The organism is Streptomyces sp. NPDC036813 (assembly GCF_055609245.1).
In genome coordinates, this window is the sequence record NZ_JBVJPV010000009.1 from 257938 (window position 1) to 272786 (window position 14849).

A 14849-nucleotide genomic window follows, 5' to 3' on the forward strand; every position below is an offset into this window, starting at 1 on the left:
TGTTCTGCGGGGGCACCCCCCGCACCCCCGGGGTCGCGGGACGGGTGCGGGGCGGAGCCGTCAGTGGCGGTGGATTCGGTTGGCGATCGCGTGGCCGATGAAGAGGTAGACCACGGCGGCCAGGCCGTAGCCGGCGACCACGCGGGCCCAGGCCTCGTCGAAGGTGAACAGGTCGCGGGACCAGCTCGCCAGCCAGTTCGCCGTGTTGTGGACGAACTGGACCAGGTCGTTGGCCCGGTTGGCGTCCAGCAGGTACATCAGGATCCACAGGCCGAGGATGACGGCCATGACGTCGGCGACGACGGCGACGACCGTCCCTGCCTGATTCGCGCTGTTGCGATATCGAGGGGACATACCCGTCGTGTTGCCGCCGGCCGGGGCCTGAAACCCGAACGGCCCCGCCCCGCTGGCGGGTTCCGGCACCCCGGGTGAGGCTGCGGGAGAAGTGACACGCGTGCCTTCGGAGGACCCCGTGCCCGCACCCCTTCGCCGCCTCGCCGTGGCTGTCGTCCTGTGCTGCGCCCTGCTCGCCGCCACCACCGCCTGCGGTGACGACGGCAAGGCCGACGCCGCCGCCACGACCGGCGCCACGCCCACCGCGACGACCTCCGCCGAGAAGCAGAAGTTCGCCAAGACCCGCTTCGTGGCGAACGCCGGCCTGGCCGCCGGCGCCACCTACCAGTGGATCGTGAAGCCCTGGAAGGCGGGCAAGTTCGCCAAGGGCGCCGACGGGCGTACGGCGGCCCTGATCAAGGCCGGCCTGGCGGGCGGCTTCGCCTACAACCGGCTCAAGGCGGCCGCCCGCAATGCCGAGGGCGACCCGACGCTGGCCAGGGCCGTCGCGCCGCTCACCGCCGGCATCGAAGCCCTGAAGGACCTGCCGTCCAAGCTCCGCAAGGGCGACACCTCCGCCGCCGGCGCCTTCGACGACGTCATCGGCAAGGTCAAGGACGCCGGCCGCAGTGCGGGCGCCGAGGTGAAGGACAAGGTGCCCAGCGCCGGCGAACTGGCCGCTGCCTCCTAGGAGTTCACCGCGGCGGCACGGCAACGGCCCCCCGCCCGGCAAGGGCGAGGGGCCGTGAGGCGACCAGGGCGGGCGGTCAGCCGCGCTGGATGCCCGAGGTGTCCTGCAGCACGCCCCGGCGGCCGTCCTGCGTCTGCGCGACCAGCTGTGCTCCGCGCTGCTCCACCGCCAGGTACCAGGTGCCCGGCGCCAGTTCGGCGATCGGCGTCGGCGAGCCGTCCTCCGCGTACAGCGGCCGCGGCACCGGCACCGCGAACCAGAACGGGGAGAACTCCCCGGCCGGGGCCTGCGCCTGTGCCTGCGGCTGGGCGGCCTGCTGCGGCTGCGCGGCCTGCGGCTGCCCACCGAAGGGCTGGGCACCGCCCGGCTGCGGCTGACCGCCGTACGACGGCTGCTGCGCGCCGGGGTAGCCGTAACCACCCTGCGGCTGGGCGCCGTAGGGCTGCGGAGCGGCAGGCTTCGGGGCGGGCATCAGCGGGGCCTGGAGCGCCCCGACCAGCGGCGTGGCGATGGCGCCGCCCGTCAGCACCACGGCGGCGAGGAAGCCCAGGATGAGACCGGCGCCGGCGTTGCCGGAGTCGATCAGGGACCACAGCAGGACCCACGCGACCACCACGGTGACAGCGGTGCCGAACGCTCCCAGGTCCTGCCCCGCGATCTTCCGCGAGCCACCCGGCTGGAGACGGGCGAGCACGACCAGGACGGCGCCGATCACCCCGGCCATGTAGACGCCGAGTCCCATTCCCAGGCTGTCCCACGCGTTCATGCGCTCGACGGCGTTGCAGTACGGGTCCGGGGCGTTGCAGCCGGACTGAGCGAGGAACGACGCGATGAACAGCAACACCGCTGCTCCGATCACCACGCCGTCGCCTCGAGTGAGGGAGCGGATATTCACTTCAGGTCCTTCATAGGTCGTCTCGTCGTCGGAAGAGGCGTCGCTGTCACCATGTCGCCGTCAGGCCCCGGTGTGAAGCGCGGGGGTGGCCCCTCATCGTAGGGACGACATTATCGTCCGTCCGACGAGGCTGTCCGCAGGGAAGAGCGCACTGATCCCTACCCGCGCAGGAAACTCACGATTCCCTCGGAGATCCCTTGCGCCGCTTTCTGCCGCCAGGCGCCGCTGGTCAGCAGCGCCGCGTCCTTGCTATCGCGCATGTTGCCGCACTCGATGAACACCTTGGGAACCGTTGACAGATTGAGACCGCCGAGGTCCTTCCGCGTGACGATCCCGGTACCGTCGCCGAGGTAGTTGGAGGGTGCGCTGCCGGTGACGCGCACGAAATTGCCGGCGATGCGCTCGCCGAGGTCGCGCGAAGGTCCCACGATGGGACGGGTGTCGGCGGCGCCCGCGTGCACGGCCGCCGGCAGGATCACATGGAAGCCGCGGTTGCCGGGCGCGGAGCCGTCCGCGTGGATCGACACGACGGCGTCGGCGTGCGCGGTGTTCCCGATCCGGGCCCGCTCGTCCACACACGGGCCGTACGGCCGGTCGCCGTCCTGCGTCAGCTTCACCGTGGCGCCCTGCTGCTCCAGCAGCGCGCGCAGCCGGTGGGCGACGTCGAGGCTGAACCGGGCCTCGGCGTACCCGTCGTTGGTGGAGGTGCCGGTGGTGTCGCACTCCTTCCAGTTCGTGCCGATGTCCACCTTGCGGTTGATGGCGGTGGCGTGCTGGACGTTGCCGGGGTTGTGGCCGGGGTCGATGACGACGACCTTGCCCTTGAGCGGGCCCGAGGCCGCGGGGGCGGACGCGCCGGGCGCGGAGGGCGACGCATGGGGCGCGGCGGCGGCCGGGGCGGACGACCCGGCGGGAGCCTTGCCGTCGTCCTGTGCGGAAGGGGAGCCGCCGGTGTGCCGGGGCGTCGCCACGGCCGACGCCCTGTCCGGGCCGCCCGCGCCACCCGGGGCGCCCACCGCCTCGTACACCAGCCAGCCGAGCAGCGCGCCAGGCACGAGCGCCGCGAGCCCCACGACCAGCGGGCGGCGGGGGAAGCGGCGAGGCTTGGGCGGATCGAATTCCGGGCCTAGGTACGACACGCCTGCCACCCTAACCGGGGCGGACGCCCGGTGTTCAGATTCCGCCGCCCGTACGCCGCAGCACCCGCAGCGACCGCGTCACGGACGCCTCCGTGAACGCGCCCGACGCCAGCGCCCGCAGATAGATCCGGTACGGCGCCTGGCCCGTGAACTCGTCCTCCGGGTCCGGGAAGACGTCGTGGATGACGAGCAGCCCGCCCTCGGCGACATGCGGGGCCCAGCCCTCGTAGTCCGCGTTCGCGTGCTCGTCGGTGTGCCCGCCGTCGATGAAGACGAGCCCCAGCGGGGTCCGCCAGAACGCCGCCACCTGCGGTGAGCGCCCCACCACCGCGACGACGTGGTCCTCGAGATCCGCCCGGTGCAGCGTCCGCCGGAACGTCGGCAGCGTGTCCATCAACCCGAGCTCGGGGTCGACCGTCTCCGGGTCGTGGTACTCCCACCCCGGCTGCTGCTCCTCGCTGCCCCGGTGGTGGTCGACGGTGACGGCGGTGACCCCGGCCTGCCGGGCGGCGTCCGCGAGCAGCACGGTCGACCGCCCGCAGTACGTCCCGACCTCCAGCAACGGCAACCCCAGCGCCCCCGCCTCCACGGCGGCCGCATACAGGGCCAGCCCCTCGTCGACCGGCATGAACCCCTTGGCCGCCTCGAACGCGGCGAGGATCTCGGGCTTGGGGGTGGGGGACATGGGGGCGCCTCTCGGTCGTACGGCTGAGCCAGGGGCCTTCATGCTGCCGCACCCCCGGCCGGCTTCTCGGCGGGGGGTGCGGCAGCGCCCCAAGGGGGCGCGGGGAACTGTGCGGCGGGCCACAACGAACCGCGGCCGCGGGACGGCAGTCCGGGGCACCTCATGAGGCGTTACGCGCTGACCGTCTCACCGGGCAACGAAAGATCCAGCTCGACCGAAAGGTCACCCCCGGCGTGGCTCGCAGCCGAAGCCAGCGGAGCGTACCCCGCGGCCTTGGCCGCGATGACGTACGGCCCCGAGGCCGGCACGGCCAGGGCATAGCTGCCGTCGCCGGAGGACACCGTCGCCCCCGCCTGCCGCCCCCGCCGGTCGATCAGCGTGACCTTGGCCCGGGCGACCGGGGAACCGTCCGCGGACAGCACCCGCCCGCGGAAGCCCCGCAGCGCCTCTTCCGCCCGCGCCAGGTTCGCGTCCTCCTCGCTGGAAGCGACGAGCTGCGGCCCCGCGGAGGGCTTGCGTCCCGGCAGCAGCAGGGCCATCGCCAGGCCCGCCGCGACCGCCACCGTGGCGATGAGGAAGGACACCCGGAAGCCGTGCATCGTCGGCACGGCCACGCCGCCCACATGGTTCGCCGTGTTCGCCAGCACCATGCCGATCACGGCGCTCGACACCGACGTACCGATGGACCGCATCAGGGTGTTCAGGCCGTTGGCCGCGCCGGTCTCGGAGGCCGGGACCGCGCCGACGATCAGCGCGGGCAGCGAGGAGTAGGCGAGGCCGATGCCGGCGCCGAGCATGACGGAGGTGACGACCGTCTGCCAGGCGGCGCTCATCAGGCCGAGGCCGCCGGCGTAACCCACGGCGATCACGAGCAGACCGATGATCAGGGTGACCTTGGGACCGTAGCGGGCGGACAGGCGGGCGTAGACCGGCGCCGTGAACATCATCGTCAGGCCCAGCGGGGCCACGCACAGGCCCGCGACGACCATGGACCGGCCGAGGCCGTACCCGGTGGCGGTGGGCAGCTGGAGCAGCTGGGGCAGGACGAGGGAGACGACGTAGAAGCTGACGCCGACCATGATCGAGGCGAGGTTGGTGAGCAGCACCTCGCGGCGGGCGGTGGTGCGCAGGTCGACCAGCGGCGCCTTGAGCCGCAGCTCCATCACGCCCCACAGGAGGAGCACCAGGACGGCTGCTGCGAACAGGCCGAGCGTGGTGCCGGAGGCCCAGCCCCAGTCGCTGCCCTTGGTGATCGGCAGCAGGAGCAGCACCAGGCCGGCGGACAGACCGAGCGCGCCGAGCACGTCGAACGAGCCCTCGGCCCGCATCGGGGACTCGGGGACGGTGAGCAGGGTGAGGACGATGGAGAGCACACCGAGGCCGGCGGCGCCGTAGAAGAGGGCGTGCCAGTCGGCGTGCTGGGCCACCAGCGCCGCGGCGGGCAGCGCGAGGCCGCCGCCGACGCCGATGGAGGAGCTCATGAGGGCCATCGCCGAGCCGAGCTTCTCGCGCGGCAGGGTGTCGCGCATCAGGCCGATGCCGAGCGGGATCGCGCCCATCGCGAAGCCCTGGAGGGTACGGCCCACGATCATCGTGAGCAGGTCGTCGGTGACGGCGCTGATCAGCGCGCCCACCACCATCACGGCGAGGCTCAGGATCAGCATGCGCCGCTTGCCGTACAGGTCGCCGAGGCGGCCCATGATCGGGGTGGCCACGGCGCCGGAGAGGAGGGTGGAGGTCAGGACCCACGTGGCGTTGCTGGGCGCGGTGTGGAGCAGCTGCGGGAGGTCCTTGATCACCGGGACGAGCAGCGTCTGCATCACCGCGACCACGATGCCCGCGAAGGCGAGCACCGGGACGACGGCCCCGCTCGCTGACCGGGCGGGCTGGTCGGTCGTCGTTCGTGTCATGACCAGCAGCAACCCGTATGCACGGGCAACTATTCCGATGCTTTGGCCAGCTAACGATTTCTTGACCATGTCATGACCATCTGAGCGGAAGTCAGGCCCCCGCACGGCCGGCGGGGCGATCCTGGGACCGCCATGGCCGGTGGGGCGGTCCTAGGACCGGGGGCGGACCCGGGTGCCCGGCGAAATCCCGATGCAAGGGGCGCCAGCCGGTTGAGAGCATGACACCCATGCTCGAAGCCGCCGCCACGCCCACCCGGACCCCCACCCGCTCCGCCCCGCCGACCTGGCTGGTCGTGGCGCTCGCCTGCGCCGGGCAGTTCCTCGTCGTCCTCGACGTGTCCGTCGTCAACGTCGCCCTGCCCTCCATGCGCACCGACCTCGACCTGAGCGCGTCGGGCCTGCAGTGGGTGGTGAACTCCTACGCCATCGCCTTCGCCGGCTTCATGCTGCTCGGCGGCCGGGCCGGCGACCTGTACGGGCGCAAGCGGATGTTCCTGGTGGGGCTCGGCCTGTTCACGCTGGCCTCGGTGGGCGGAGGGCTGGCCCAGGAGAGCTGGCAGCTGCTGCTCGCCCGCGCCGTGCAGGGGCTGGGCGCGGCCGTGCTCGCACCCTCCACGCTGACCATCCTCACGGCGGCCGTGCCCGAGGGAGCCGCCCGGGCCCGCGCGATCGCCACCTGGGCGGCCGTCGGCGCGGGCGGCGGCGCGGCCGGCGGCCTGGTCGGCGGGGTGCTCGTCGACGTGCTGTCCTGGCGCTGGGTCCTGCTCATCAACGTGCCCGTCGGCGCGGTCGTCCTGGCCGGAGCGCTGGCCTGGCTCCCGGAGAGCCGCACCGGCGACGGCCGGCGCCTGGACCTGCCGGGCGCCGTCCTGGTCACGGCCGGCCTGGCCACCCTGGCGTACGGGATCTCGCAGACCGAGGCGCAGGGCTGGACCGCGCCGCAGACGCTGGCGCCCTTGGCCGCGGGGCTCGCGCTGATCGCGCTGTTCCTCGCCGTGGAGGCGCGCACGGCGTCCCCGCTGATGCCGCTCGGCCTGCTGCGGCTGCGCTCGGTCGCCTCGGCGAACGCCGCGATGTTCGTGAGCGGTTCGACGATGTTCTGCATGTGGTTCTTCATGACCCTGTACGCCCAGAACGTGCTGGGCTACAGCCCGCTGGAGGCCGGGCTCGCCCTGGTGCCCAGCTCGCTGGCCGTCGTCCTCGGCTCCAAGGCCGCCCCGCGGCTGATGCGCTCGGCCGGGCCGCGCACGGTCGCGGTGCTCGGCTCGCTGGTGGCGGCGACCGGGTTCGGCTGGCAGTCGGCGATGACCGCGCACGGACCCTATGTCACGACGATCATGATCCCCGGTGTGCTGATGATGCTCGGTGGCGGCATGGCCATGACCCCGCTGGCCGCCCTCGCCACCTCGGGCACGGCGCCGGGGGAGGCCGGACTGGTCTCCGGCCTGATCAACACCTCCCGCACGATGGGCGGTTCGCTGGGGCTGGCGGTGATGTCGACGATCGCCGCGGCCCGAACGGGCGACGAGGGCACCCCGCAGGCCCTGACGGACGGCTACGCCCTGGTCTTCCGCGCGTCCACAGCGGTCCTGCTGGCGGGTGCGGTGCTGATGCTGGTCTGGCTGCCGCGCAGGGGTACGGGACGGTGAGGGGCGCGGCGCGGTGCTGTACGGCGCGGTGAGGGGGGCGGCGCGGTGCTGTACGGCACGGTGAGGGGCGCGGCACGGTGCTGTACGGCGCGGTGAGGGGCGCGGCGCGCCGCCGTTCGACGTCGATGCGGAGGCCGCCGGAAAAGCGTCCCGGGCATCCGGCGCAACGCCCTCGCCCCGCCCCTGCGGCGGGTGCCGGCCGCGTTTTCCCCCACCCCCGGGGTGACGCCCTCAGCCCCCTCGCGCCGACCCGCTCACGGCCCCACGCCGGCCTGCGAGCAAGGCCGTTGAAAGCCCCCTGACCTGGGCTTGAGTCCGTTTCCCGCCTACGATCGCGGAACCCGGCAGGCGAGAGAAGCGAGGCCCCATGGACCGTCACATCCGCACCACCGAGGACGTACTGACGCTGCTGGACGGGCTGTTCGCGCCCGGCGCGGACCGCTGGACGGCCGGGGCGGCCGGATGGTGGGACGACTTCTACGCCGACCGGACCCGGCCGGTGCCGTTCTTCGCGGACAAGCCGGACGAGCATCTCGCCGCCTGGCTCGACGCGGGCCGCATCACCGGGCGGCGCGCCCTCGACCTCGGCTGCGGCTCAGGGCGCAACACCCGCCACCTCGCCGCGCACGGCTTCCAGGTGGACGCGGTCGACCTCTCCCCGGCGGCGGTGGCATGGGCGCGCGAGAGGACGGACACCGCTGCGGTCCGCTACCTGTGCGGCAACGCCTACGACCTGACGAGTACGGAACTGGCCGGACCGTACGACCTCATCCATGACTCCGGCTGTTTCCACCACCTGCCGCCGCACCGCCGGATCAGCCACCTCGCCCTGCTGGACCGGCTGCTCGCGCCCGGCGGCCACTTCACCCTCACCTGCTTCGCGTCCGGCGCCATGGGCTCGGAACTGCCCGACGCGGAGCTGTACCGCACCGGCGCGCTCCACGGCGGCCTCGCCTACACCGCCGAGTCACTCCGGGCGATCTTCGCCGATCTGACCGAGCTCGAACTGCGCCCGATGCGCGACGAGCCGCCGACCTCCCCGTACTTCGGGGAGCCGTTCCTGTGGACGGCGGTGTTCCGGCGCGAGCCGTGACGGCGGGCTCCGTGCCGGCCGCCCCCTGACGGCGGGCCCGCGAGAGCCACCCCCGACGGCCGCCCCCGCTACAGCCACCCCTGTCGGCGGGCCTCCCGCAACGCCTCCATGCGGTTGCGGGTGCCGGTCTTGCCGATCGCCGAGGACAGGTAGTTGCGGACCGTGGACTCCGACAGATGCAGGACGGCGGCGATGTCGGCGACCGTCGCGCCGTCCACGGACGCCTTCAGCACGTCGCACTCGCGGACGGTCAGCGGACTGGGACCGGCGCTGAGCGCGGCGGCGGCCAGCGCCGGGTCGACGACCGTCTCCCCGGTCAGCACCCGGCGGATCGCCTCCGCCAGCTCCTCCACCGGGCCGTCCTTGACGAGGAATCCGGCGGCGCCCGCCTCCATCGCCCGGCGCAGATAGCCGGGCCGGCCGAACGTGGTCAGGATCAGCACCCGGCAGTCGGGTGCCTGCTCGCGCAGCCGGGCCGCGGCGTCCAGCCCGCTGATGCCGGGCAGTTCGATGTCGAGGAGCGCGACGTCGGGGCGGTGCGTCAGCGCGGCGTCCACGATCGCGTCCCCCGTGCCGACCTGCGCCACGACCTCGATGTCCGGCTCCATCCCCAGCAGTAACGCCAGGGCGCCGCGCATCATCCCCTGGTCCTCGGCGAGCAGCACCCGGATCGACTTGCCGGGGCGCCGCCCCCGGGGCATCTCCTCGTTCACCCGCCCAGCGTAGGCCGCACCGGCGTGGTGCACCCCGCTCACGCCGTGACCGGGTGCGCGACATCCGCCGGTGCCGGCAACTCCGCCCGCACCACGAACCCGCCCCGCTCCCCGGCACCGGCCGTCAACGTGCCGCCGGCCGCCGCCAACCGCTCCGTCAGCCCCTTCAATCCCGTACCCCCCACCGCGCCCTCGCGCGCAGCGAGGGGCCCGCGCCCGTCGTCGCCGACCGTCAACCGCACCTTCTCCCCGCCCCCCGTCACCGCGATCTCGCACCGCCGCGCCCCGCTGTGGCGCACCACGTTGGTGACCGCCTCGCGCACCACCCACCCCAGCAGCGCCTCCGTCTGCGCGGCCGGCGGCGGCCCCGAGCGGCGCACGACCGGTTCGATGCCCGCCGCGGTCAGCGCGGAACGCGCCCGGTCCAGCTCCGTGGACAGGCTGCCGTCCCGGTACCCGGTGACGGCCTCCCGGATCTCGGTGAGCGCTTGGCGCCCGACCGACTCGATGTCGGTGATCTGCGCCAGCGCCGCGTCCAGATCACGCGCTGCCAGCCGCCGCGCCGCCTCCGACTTCACCACGATCACGGACATCGTGTGCCCGAGCAGATCGTGCAGGTCGCGGGAGAAGCGCAGCCGTTCCCGCTCCACCGCCCGGTGCGCCAGCTCCTCCCGGGCGGCGCGCAGTTCGCGTACGGCCTCGGACAGGGAGAGGATCGCGGCCGTCACCATCGTGGAGATCCACGTGGCGTACGCGATGGTCATCCCGTCCCAGCCGTCGTGCGCACAGGACACCGCGCCCGCGAGGACGGCCACGGCGGTGCCGACCGCCTTCAGCCGCGGCCCGCGCACCACCGAGCCCGTGGCCAGCCCCAGCAGCGGGAAGAACAGCAGCCAGTTGTCGCCGTATCCGACGGCCAGCCCGCACGTCAGCGCGGCCATCAGCCCCAGGGCCGCGCGCGTGGAGCGCTCCTTGCGCTTCCGCTTGTCGAACGCCCGGAAGACGACGTAGATGTACAGCGAGTTGAAGGCGAGCAGGCCCAGAGCGCCGATCCACGGGTTCGCCGTCCCGCCCTCGAAGACGTTGGAGAACGCCCCCAGGCCCATCACCAACCAGGGCAGCAGGGTGAAACCGCTGGGCGGCGGCCCCGGGTTCTCCGCTTCCCCCGCGCAGTGGGCCTCGCGCCCCTCCGCCCGCAGGCGCGCCGCCTCCGCCCTGCTCCGGACCGCCGTCCGCCGCCACGTCCGCAGCCGGCCTCCGACATCGTCCCCGAACCCCATCCGTGCTCCCCCGATCGATCCGTTCCCGCGTGTTCAGCCGGTCTCACCACTGCGCCGGTACGACCACCACGCGGACCCGCCGAAGACCGTCCGCCGGCCGGCGAGGACGAGCATGGCAGCCGCCCCCGGCACGTGTCCCGCCGCGTCTTCGACGGTACGCAGACGCGGCGTCGTCCGGCAGATACGCGTGTACGGACTCGGGCAGGACAAATGTCATCTACGCGCGTACGGACTCGGGCAGGACAAATGTCGTCCCTGCGGCCGTCACTGACGGCACGTCGTGCGGTTCCGTCTCCCGGCGCACCGGGCTATAACAGGGGGCAGTCGGCGACGTGCAGGAGCCCCATGCCCATCGACGCAAGCAAGGCCCTCGCGGCCGCGCCCCTCACCGGCGACATCTCCTGGAGCGCCAAGGACGTCCAGCTCTACCACCTCGGCATCGGCGCGGGCGTCCCCGCCACCGAGCCCGGTGAGCTGCGCTACACCCTGGAGTCCCGGCTGCACGTCCTGCCGAGCTTCGCCACCGTCGCCGGCTCCGGTGCGCCCGGCGTGATCCGCGCGCTGTCCGTGCCGGGCGTCGACGTCGACCTCGCCCGCGTCCTGCACGCCGGGCAGACGCTGACCGTGCACCGCCCGATTCCGGTGGAGGGCACCGCGCGGACCACCTCGCGCATCACCGCCGTGTACGACAAGGGCACGGCGGCCGTCCTCGTGCTGCGCACCGATGTCGCCGACGCCGGCGGCCCGTTGTGGACCGACGAGGCCCGTGTCCACGTGCGCGGTGAGGGCGGCTTCGGCGGCGACCGCGGGCCCGCGTCGCCTCGCGAGGCACCCACCGGTGAGCCCGAGCGGGTCGTCGAGCACGCGATCCGCGAGGACCAGGCGCTGCTGTACCGCCTCTCCGGCGACCGCAACCCCCTGCACGCCGACCCCGTGTTCGCCCGGGCCGCCGGCTTCGAGCGGCCGATCCTGCACGGGCTGTGCACCTACGGCATGACCCTCAAGGCCGTCGTCGACACGCTGCTCGGCGGGGACGTGACGCGGGTGCGGTCGTACGGCACACGGTTCGCCGGGGTCGTATATCCGGGAGAGACCCTGCGCATCAGAATGTGGCGCGCCGAGGGCGGTGTGCGGGCCACCGTGAGCGCCGTCGAGCGGGACGAGGCGCCCGTCCTCACCGACACCGTCGTGCACCACTCCTGAGGCGCGGGGCCCGGCGACGCACCCCCCAAGACGCGGAACGACCCCGCCCGACTGCCCGGGCGGGGCCGTTCGCGCACGTGCCGTCAGGCCGCCGATTCGGCCTGGTCGGACGTCCTGCGGTGACGGCCCTGCGGGGCCGTCTCGCCGTCCTGCACCGACACCGGACCCCGGTGCCTGCCGTGCCCGGCGGCTGCCATCTCGGCCTCACGGCCCTGCGGCTGCGTCGTGCTGGCGTCGCTCATCGGATGAATTCACCCCGTCAACATGATCTTTCCTTACAGCCGGGCGAGTGTAACCGGCGCACCTCGGGCGTAATCCAGCCGCACACGCCAACCGGCACTACTTCGTTACAAGTCGTCCCAACGGCGCCTGCTGCAACGGCACCGGGCGCGGCGCGACCGGCTCCGGGACCTCCTCGGCCGGGGCCTCCCGCGCAGGTGGGACCACCTGGGGCACGCTCAGCCGGGCCAGCCCGCAGGGCACCTCAGCGGTGGTGTACGGCAGCAGCAGCTCGCCCTCGGGCGTGACGAGTCCGGCGCCCGTCAACCAGCCCGCGGGCGCGGCGAGATGGTGCACCTGCCGCTCGGCCGGCCGCCACACCCCCGCCCAGGTGCCCAGCGGCCCGTCGATGCGCAGCGCCACCGCGCAGCTCTCCGGCGTCAGCACCTGTCCGGGCTGGATCGCGAACGGCGTCACCCGGCACTCCGGCAGCCTGAGGCTCTCCGGGAAGCGCACCGGCAGGGTGCTGCCCATGACACCCCAGCCGAGCCGGGGCTCGCCGGGCGCGGGCGCGTCCGAGGAGATCAGCAGCAGACCGCTGTCGGGGTCGGCGAGCAGCAGCCGGTCGTCGCTGGTCTCGGCGATCTGCAGCAGCGGCGACACCTCGCCGTCGCGTCCGAGGTCCACCACCACCGTCTTGGTCCGCCCGCCGGTCTCCCGGTCCAGGGCCAGCATCCGCCCGGCGTGATCCAGCCACACCCCGCCCGAGCAGCGCCCCGGTACCTCGGCCAGCCGCTCAGGGCCGAACGCCCCGCCCGCGACCAGCCACACCGTGCTGGAGCGGGGGCCCACCGCGAGCGCGTACGCCCGCTCGCCGCCCGGAGCCGGCGGCAGCAGCCGCAGCGCGCCGTCCTGCGGGGGCGTCACCGCGCCGAGCGGCGCCTCGCCGGTGCCGGGTCCGGTGGGGTAGAGGAGGCAGAAGTCGTAGCGCTCGCCGACCCGGCGCATGATCAGCACCCGGCCGTCCGCCATCGGCTGCACCTCGGTGCCGGCCTCTTCCGGCTGGTTCCCGGGCAGTGGCACGGCGTAGGGCTCGGGTCCGCCGAGGGTCCAGCGCTCGGGGAAGGGGGACTCACCGTCGTGGGCGAGGCGCGCGGCGTAGCCGCCGTCCGCCGTGATCACGCACCCTGCCTGCGGGGAGAGGCCGTCCTCGTCCGCCGCCGGGGGTTCGATCGCACAGGCCGTCATCGTTCGGTCACCTCCGGCGACGAAGCTAGTTTTCGCCCGCGCGGGCGTGGCAGGCGGCGGCCGGCCCTTCACACATAAGGGTGGTGCAGAAGCGATTCGCCTGAGGAAAACGGGGCGAATGTGCTGAGCGGCGCACACCCGGTCACAGGGGCGGCGACAGCTGTACAGAGGGGCAGATCAGCCAGGTAGCCTTGCACCCGTGCCCCGTCTGTCTGAAGTCATCGCCGCGCTGGAGAAGCTGTGGCCCGCCGAGCGGGCCGAGGCCTGGGACGCGGTCGGCACCGTCGTGGGCGACCCCGGCCAGGAGGTCACCCGGGTCCTGTTCGCCGTCGACCCCGTGCAGGAGATCGTCGACGAGGCCGTCAAGCTCGGCGCCGACCTGCTGGTCACCCACCACCCGCTCTACCTGCGCGGTACGACCACGGTCGCGGCCTCCCACTTCAAGGGCCGCGTCGTGCACACGCTGATCAAGAACGACATCGCGCTGCACGTGGCCCACACGAACGCGGACACCGCCGACCCGGGCGTGAGCGACGCGCTCGCCGGCGCGCTGGACCTTCGTGTCGTACGACCGCTCGTGGCGGACCCGCGTGATCCGGAAGGCCGCAGGGGTCTCGGCCGGATCTGCGAGCTGGACCACCCGCTGCCCCTGCGCGAGTTCGCCGCGCGTGCCGCCGAACGCCTGCCCGCGACCGCCCAGGGCATCCGCGTGGCCGGCGACCCGGAGACGACGATCCGCAGGGTCGCCGTCAGCGGCGGCTCCGGCGACAGCCTCTTCGACCAGGTCCGCGCGGCCGGCGTCGACGCCTTCCTGACCGCCGACCTGCGCCACCACCCGGCGAGCGAGGCGGTCGCCCACAGTCCTCTCGCGCTGCTCGACGCGGCGCACTGGGCCACCGAGTGGCCCTGGTGCGAGCTGGCCGCGAGCCAGCTCGACGAGATCTCCGACCGGCACGGATGGGACCTGCGCGTCCACGTCTCGAAGACGGTCACCGACCCCTGGACCAGCCACTCCCCGTCACCTGGAGCCCCCAACTGAACGCCGCGCCCGCCGACCAGATCCGACTCCTCGACGTCCAGGCCCTGGATGTGCGCCTCCAGCAGCTCGCGCACAAGCGGAAGTCGCTGCCCGAGCACGCCGAGATCGAGTCGCTCACCAAGGACCTCACCCAGCTGCGCGACCTGCTCGTGGCCGCGCAGACCGAGGAGAGCGACACCGCCCGCGAGCAGACCAAGGCCGAGCAGGACGTCGACCAGGTCCGCCAGCGCGCCGTCCGCGACCAGCAGCGCCTGGACTCCGGCGCCGTGACCTCGCCGAAGGACCTGTCCAACCTGCAGCACGAGATCGCCTCCCTCGCCAAGCGGCAGGGCGACCTTGAGGACGTCGTGCTGGAGGTCATGGAGCGCCGCGAGGCCGCCCAGGAGCGGGTGAGCGAACTGACCGAGCGGGTCTCCTCCGTCCAGGCGAAGATCGACGACGCGACCGGCCGCCGGGACGCCGCGTTCGAGGAGATCGACGGCGAGGTCGCCTCGGTGACCAAGGAGCGCGAGGTGATCGCGGCTTCCGTCCCCGCCGCCCTGCTGGGGCTGTACGACAAGCTGCGCGCCCAGCAGGGCGGCGTCGGTGCGGCCAAGCTGTACCAGCGCACCTGCCAGGGCTGCCGCCAGGAGCTCGCCATCACCGAGCTGAGCGAGATCCGCAAGGCCGCGCCGGACACCGTGGTGCGCTGCGAGAACTGCCGCCGCATCCTGGTGCGCACGTCCGAGTCCGGGCTGTAGGGAGCCTTCGGG

The 14849-nt window shown here is 73.5% G+C and carries 15 protein-coding genes; 6 read left to right on the plus strand and 9 right to left on the minus strand.

Annotation, left to right across the window (positions count from 1 at the left end; genetic code table 11):
- Positions 1-60 precede the first annotated feature (60 nt).
- On the minus strand, positions 61-354 hold the full coding sequence (locus ACZ67Q_RS20610; RefSeq protein WP_471183995.1) for a hypothetical protein: 294 nt from the start codon (positions 352-354) through the stop codon (positions 61-63).
- A 118-nt stretch (positions 355-472) separates the two neighbouring features.
- Here ACZ67Q_RS20610 and ACZ67Q_RS20615 point away from each other — a divergent pair, with 118 nt between their 5' ends.
- Positions 473-1024: a hypothetical protein gene (locus tag ACZ67Q_RS20615; RefSeq protein WP_471183997.1), complete on the plus strand. Its 552-nt coding sequence runs from the start codon at positions 473-475 to the stop codon at positions 1022-1024.
- 76 nt (positions 1025-1100) lie between these two features.
- Here ACZ67Q_RS20615 and ACZ67Q_RS20620 read toward each other — a convergent pair whose 3' ends face one another.
- From ACZ67Q_RS20620 to ACZ67Q_RS20635, 4 genes are all read right to left on the minus strand, one after another.
- Complete coding sequence (locus ACZ67Q_RS20620) at positions 1101-1919, minus strand: hypothetical protein (RefSeq protein WP_471183998.1); 819 nt, start codon at positions 1917-1919, stop codon at positions 1101-1103.
- A gap of 158 nt (positions 1920-2077) precedes the next feature.
- Positions 2078-3058 carry an N-acetylmuramoyl-L-alanine amidase gene (locus ACZ67Q_RS20625; protein WP_471184001.1) on the minus strand — a complete coding sequence of 327 codons (981 nt, stop codon included), beginning with the start codon at positions 3056-3058 and terminating at the stop codon, positions 2078-2080.
- A 34-nt stretch (positions 3059-3092) separates the two neighbouring features.
- Positions 3093-3743, minus strand: a complete 651-nt coding sequence (locus ACZ67Q_RS20630; protein WP_471184003.1) for a class I SAM-dependent methyltransferase — start codon at positions 3741-3743, stop codon at positions 3093-3095.
- Positions 3744-3913: 170 nt separating this feature from the next.
- On the minus strand, positions 3914-5653 hold the full coding sequence (locus ACZ67Q_RS20635; protein WP_471184006.1) for an MFS transporter: 1740 nt from the start codon (positions 5651-5653) through the stop codon (positions 3914-3916).
- Positions 5654-5871: 218 nt separating this feature from the next.
- Between ACZ67Q_RS20635 and ACZ67Q_RS20640 the strand changes: the two genes are divergently transcribed.
- Together ACZ67Q_RS20640 and ACZ67Q_RS20645 are read left to right on the plus strand one after the other, a co-directional pair.
- On the plus strand, positions 5872-7302 hold the full coding sequence (locus ACZ67Q_RS20640) for an MFS transporter (RefSeq protein ID WP_471184008.1): 1431 nt from the start codon (positions 5872-5874) through the stop codon (positions 7300-7302).
- Between the two features lie 367 nt (positions 7303-7669).
- On the plus strand, positions 7670-8395 hold the full coding sequence (locus ACZ67Q_RS20645) for a class I SAM-dependent methyltransferase (protein WP_471184010.1): 726 nt from the start codon (positions 7670-7672) through the stop codon (positions 8393-8395).
- Positions 8396-8463: 68 nt separating this feature from the next.
- Here the strand turns inward: ACZ67Q_RS20645 and ACZ67Q_RS20650 are convergent, their stop codons facing one another.
- Both ACZ67Q_RS20650 and ACZ67Q_RS20655 read right to left on the minus strand, forming a co-directional pair.
- Positions 8464-9096: a response regulator gene (locus ACZ67Q_RS20650; protein WP_471184232.1), complete on the minus strand. Its 633-nt coding sequence runs from the start codon at positions 9094-9096 to the stop codon at positions 8464-8466.
- Positions 9097-9146: 50 nt separating this feature from the next.
- Entirely contained in the window at positions 9147-10388 is a 1242-nt protein-coding gene (locus tag ACZ67Q_RS20655; RefSeq protein ID WP_471184013.1) for a sensor histidine kinase, read from the minus strand.
- 345 nt (positions 10389-10733) lie between these two features.
- Here ACZ67Q_RS20655 and ACZ67Q_RS20660 point away from each other — a divergent pair, with 345 nt between their 5' ends.
- Positions 10734-11591 carry a MaoC/PaaZ C-terminal domain-containing protein gene (locus ACZ67Q_RS20660; protein ID WP_471184015.1) on the plus strand — a complete coding sequence of 286 codons (858 nt, stop codon included), beginning with the start codon at positions 10734-10736 and terminating at the stop codon, positions 11589-11591.
- An 83-nt stretch (positions 11592-11674) separates the two neighbouring features.
- Here the strand turns inward: ACZ67Q_RS20660 and ACZ67Q_RS20665 are convergent, their stop codons facing one another.
- Both ACZ67Q_RS20665 and ACZ67Q_RS20670 read right to left on the minus strand, forming a co-directional pair.
- Positions 11675-11833 carry a hypothetical protein gene (locus tag ACZ67Q_RS20665; protein WP_471184018.1) on the minus strand — a complete coding sequence of 53 codons (159 nt, stop codon included), beginning with the start codon at positions 11831-11833 and terminating at the stop codon, positions 11675-11677.
- 97 nt (positions 11834-11930) lie between these two features.
- On the minus strand, positions 11931-13058 hold the full coding sequence (locus tag ACZ67Q_RS20670; RefSeq protein ID WP_471184020.1) for a hypothetical protein: 1128 nt from the start codon (positions 13056-13058) through the stop codon (positions 11931-11933).
- Positions 13059-13257: 199 nt separating this feature from the next.
- On the opposite strand from ACZ67Q_RS20670, the gene ACZ67Q_RS20675 reads away from it, so the two are divergent.
- Positions 13258-14097 (plus strand): Nif3-like dinuclear metal center hexameric protein, encoded by an 840-nt coding sequence (locus ACZ67Q_RS20675; protein WP_471184023.1) that lies wholly within the window; start codon positions 13258-13260, stop codon positions 14095-14097.
- Positions 14094-14837, plus strand: coding sequence for a zinc ribbon domain-containing protein (locus tag ACZ67Q_RS20680; protein ID WP_471184233.1), 744 nt, complete (start codon positions 14094-14096; stop codon positions 14835-14837). The genes ACZ67Q_RS20675 and ACZ67Q_RS20680 overlap by 4 nt, the downstream gene beginning before the upstream one ends.
- Positions 14838-14849: the final 12 nt, after the last annotated feature.

Excerpts from the sequence above, each read along its gene's own strand:
- ACZ67Q_RS20610 (WP_471183995.1), bottom strand. The coding sequence starts at position 354 with ATGTCCCCTCGATATCGCAACAGCGCGAATCAGGCAGGGACGGTCGTC.
- ACZ67Q_RS20630 (WP_471184003.1), bottom strand. The coding sequence starts at position 3,743 with ATGTCCCCCACCCCCAAGCCCGAGATCCTCGCCGCGTTCGAGGCGGCC.
- ACZ67Q_RS20635 (WP_471184006.1), bottom strand. The coding sequence starts at position 5,653 with ATGACACGAACGACGACCGACCAGCCCGCCCGGTCAGCGAGCGGGGCC.
- ACZ67Q_RS20640 (WP_471184008.1), top strand. The coding sequence starts at position 5,872 with ATGACACCCATGCTCGAAGCCGCCGCCACGCCCACCCGGACCCCCACC.
- ACZ67Q_RS20645 (WP_471184010.1), top strand. The coding sequence starts at position 7,670 with ATGGACCGTCACATCCGCACCACCGAGGACGTACTGACGCTGCTGGAC.
- ACZ67Q_RS20650 (WP_471184232.1), bottom strand. The coding sequence starts at position 9,096 with ATGCCCCGGGGGCGGCGCCCCGGCAAGTCGATCCGGGTGCTGCTCGCC.
- ACZ67Q_RS20655 (WP_471184013.1), bottom strand. The coding sequence starts at position 10,388 with ATGGGGTTCGGGGACGATGTCGGAGGCCGGCTGCGGACGTGGCGGCGG.
- ACZ67Q_RS20660 (WP_471184015.1), top strand. The coding sequence starts at position 10,734 with ATGCCCATCGACGCAAGCAAGGCCCTCGCGGCCGCGCCCCTCACCGGC.
- ACZ67Q_RS20665 (WP_471184018.1), bottom strand. The coding sequence starts at position 11,833 with ATGAGCGACGCCAGCACGACGCAGCCGCAGGGCCGTGAGGCCGAGATG.
- ACZ67Q_RS20670 (WP_471184020.1), bottom strand. The coding sequence starts at position 13,058 with ATGACGGCCTGTGCGATCGAACCCCCGGCGGCGGACGAGGACGGCCTC.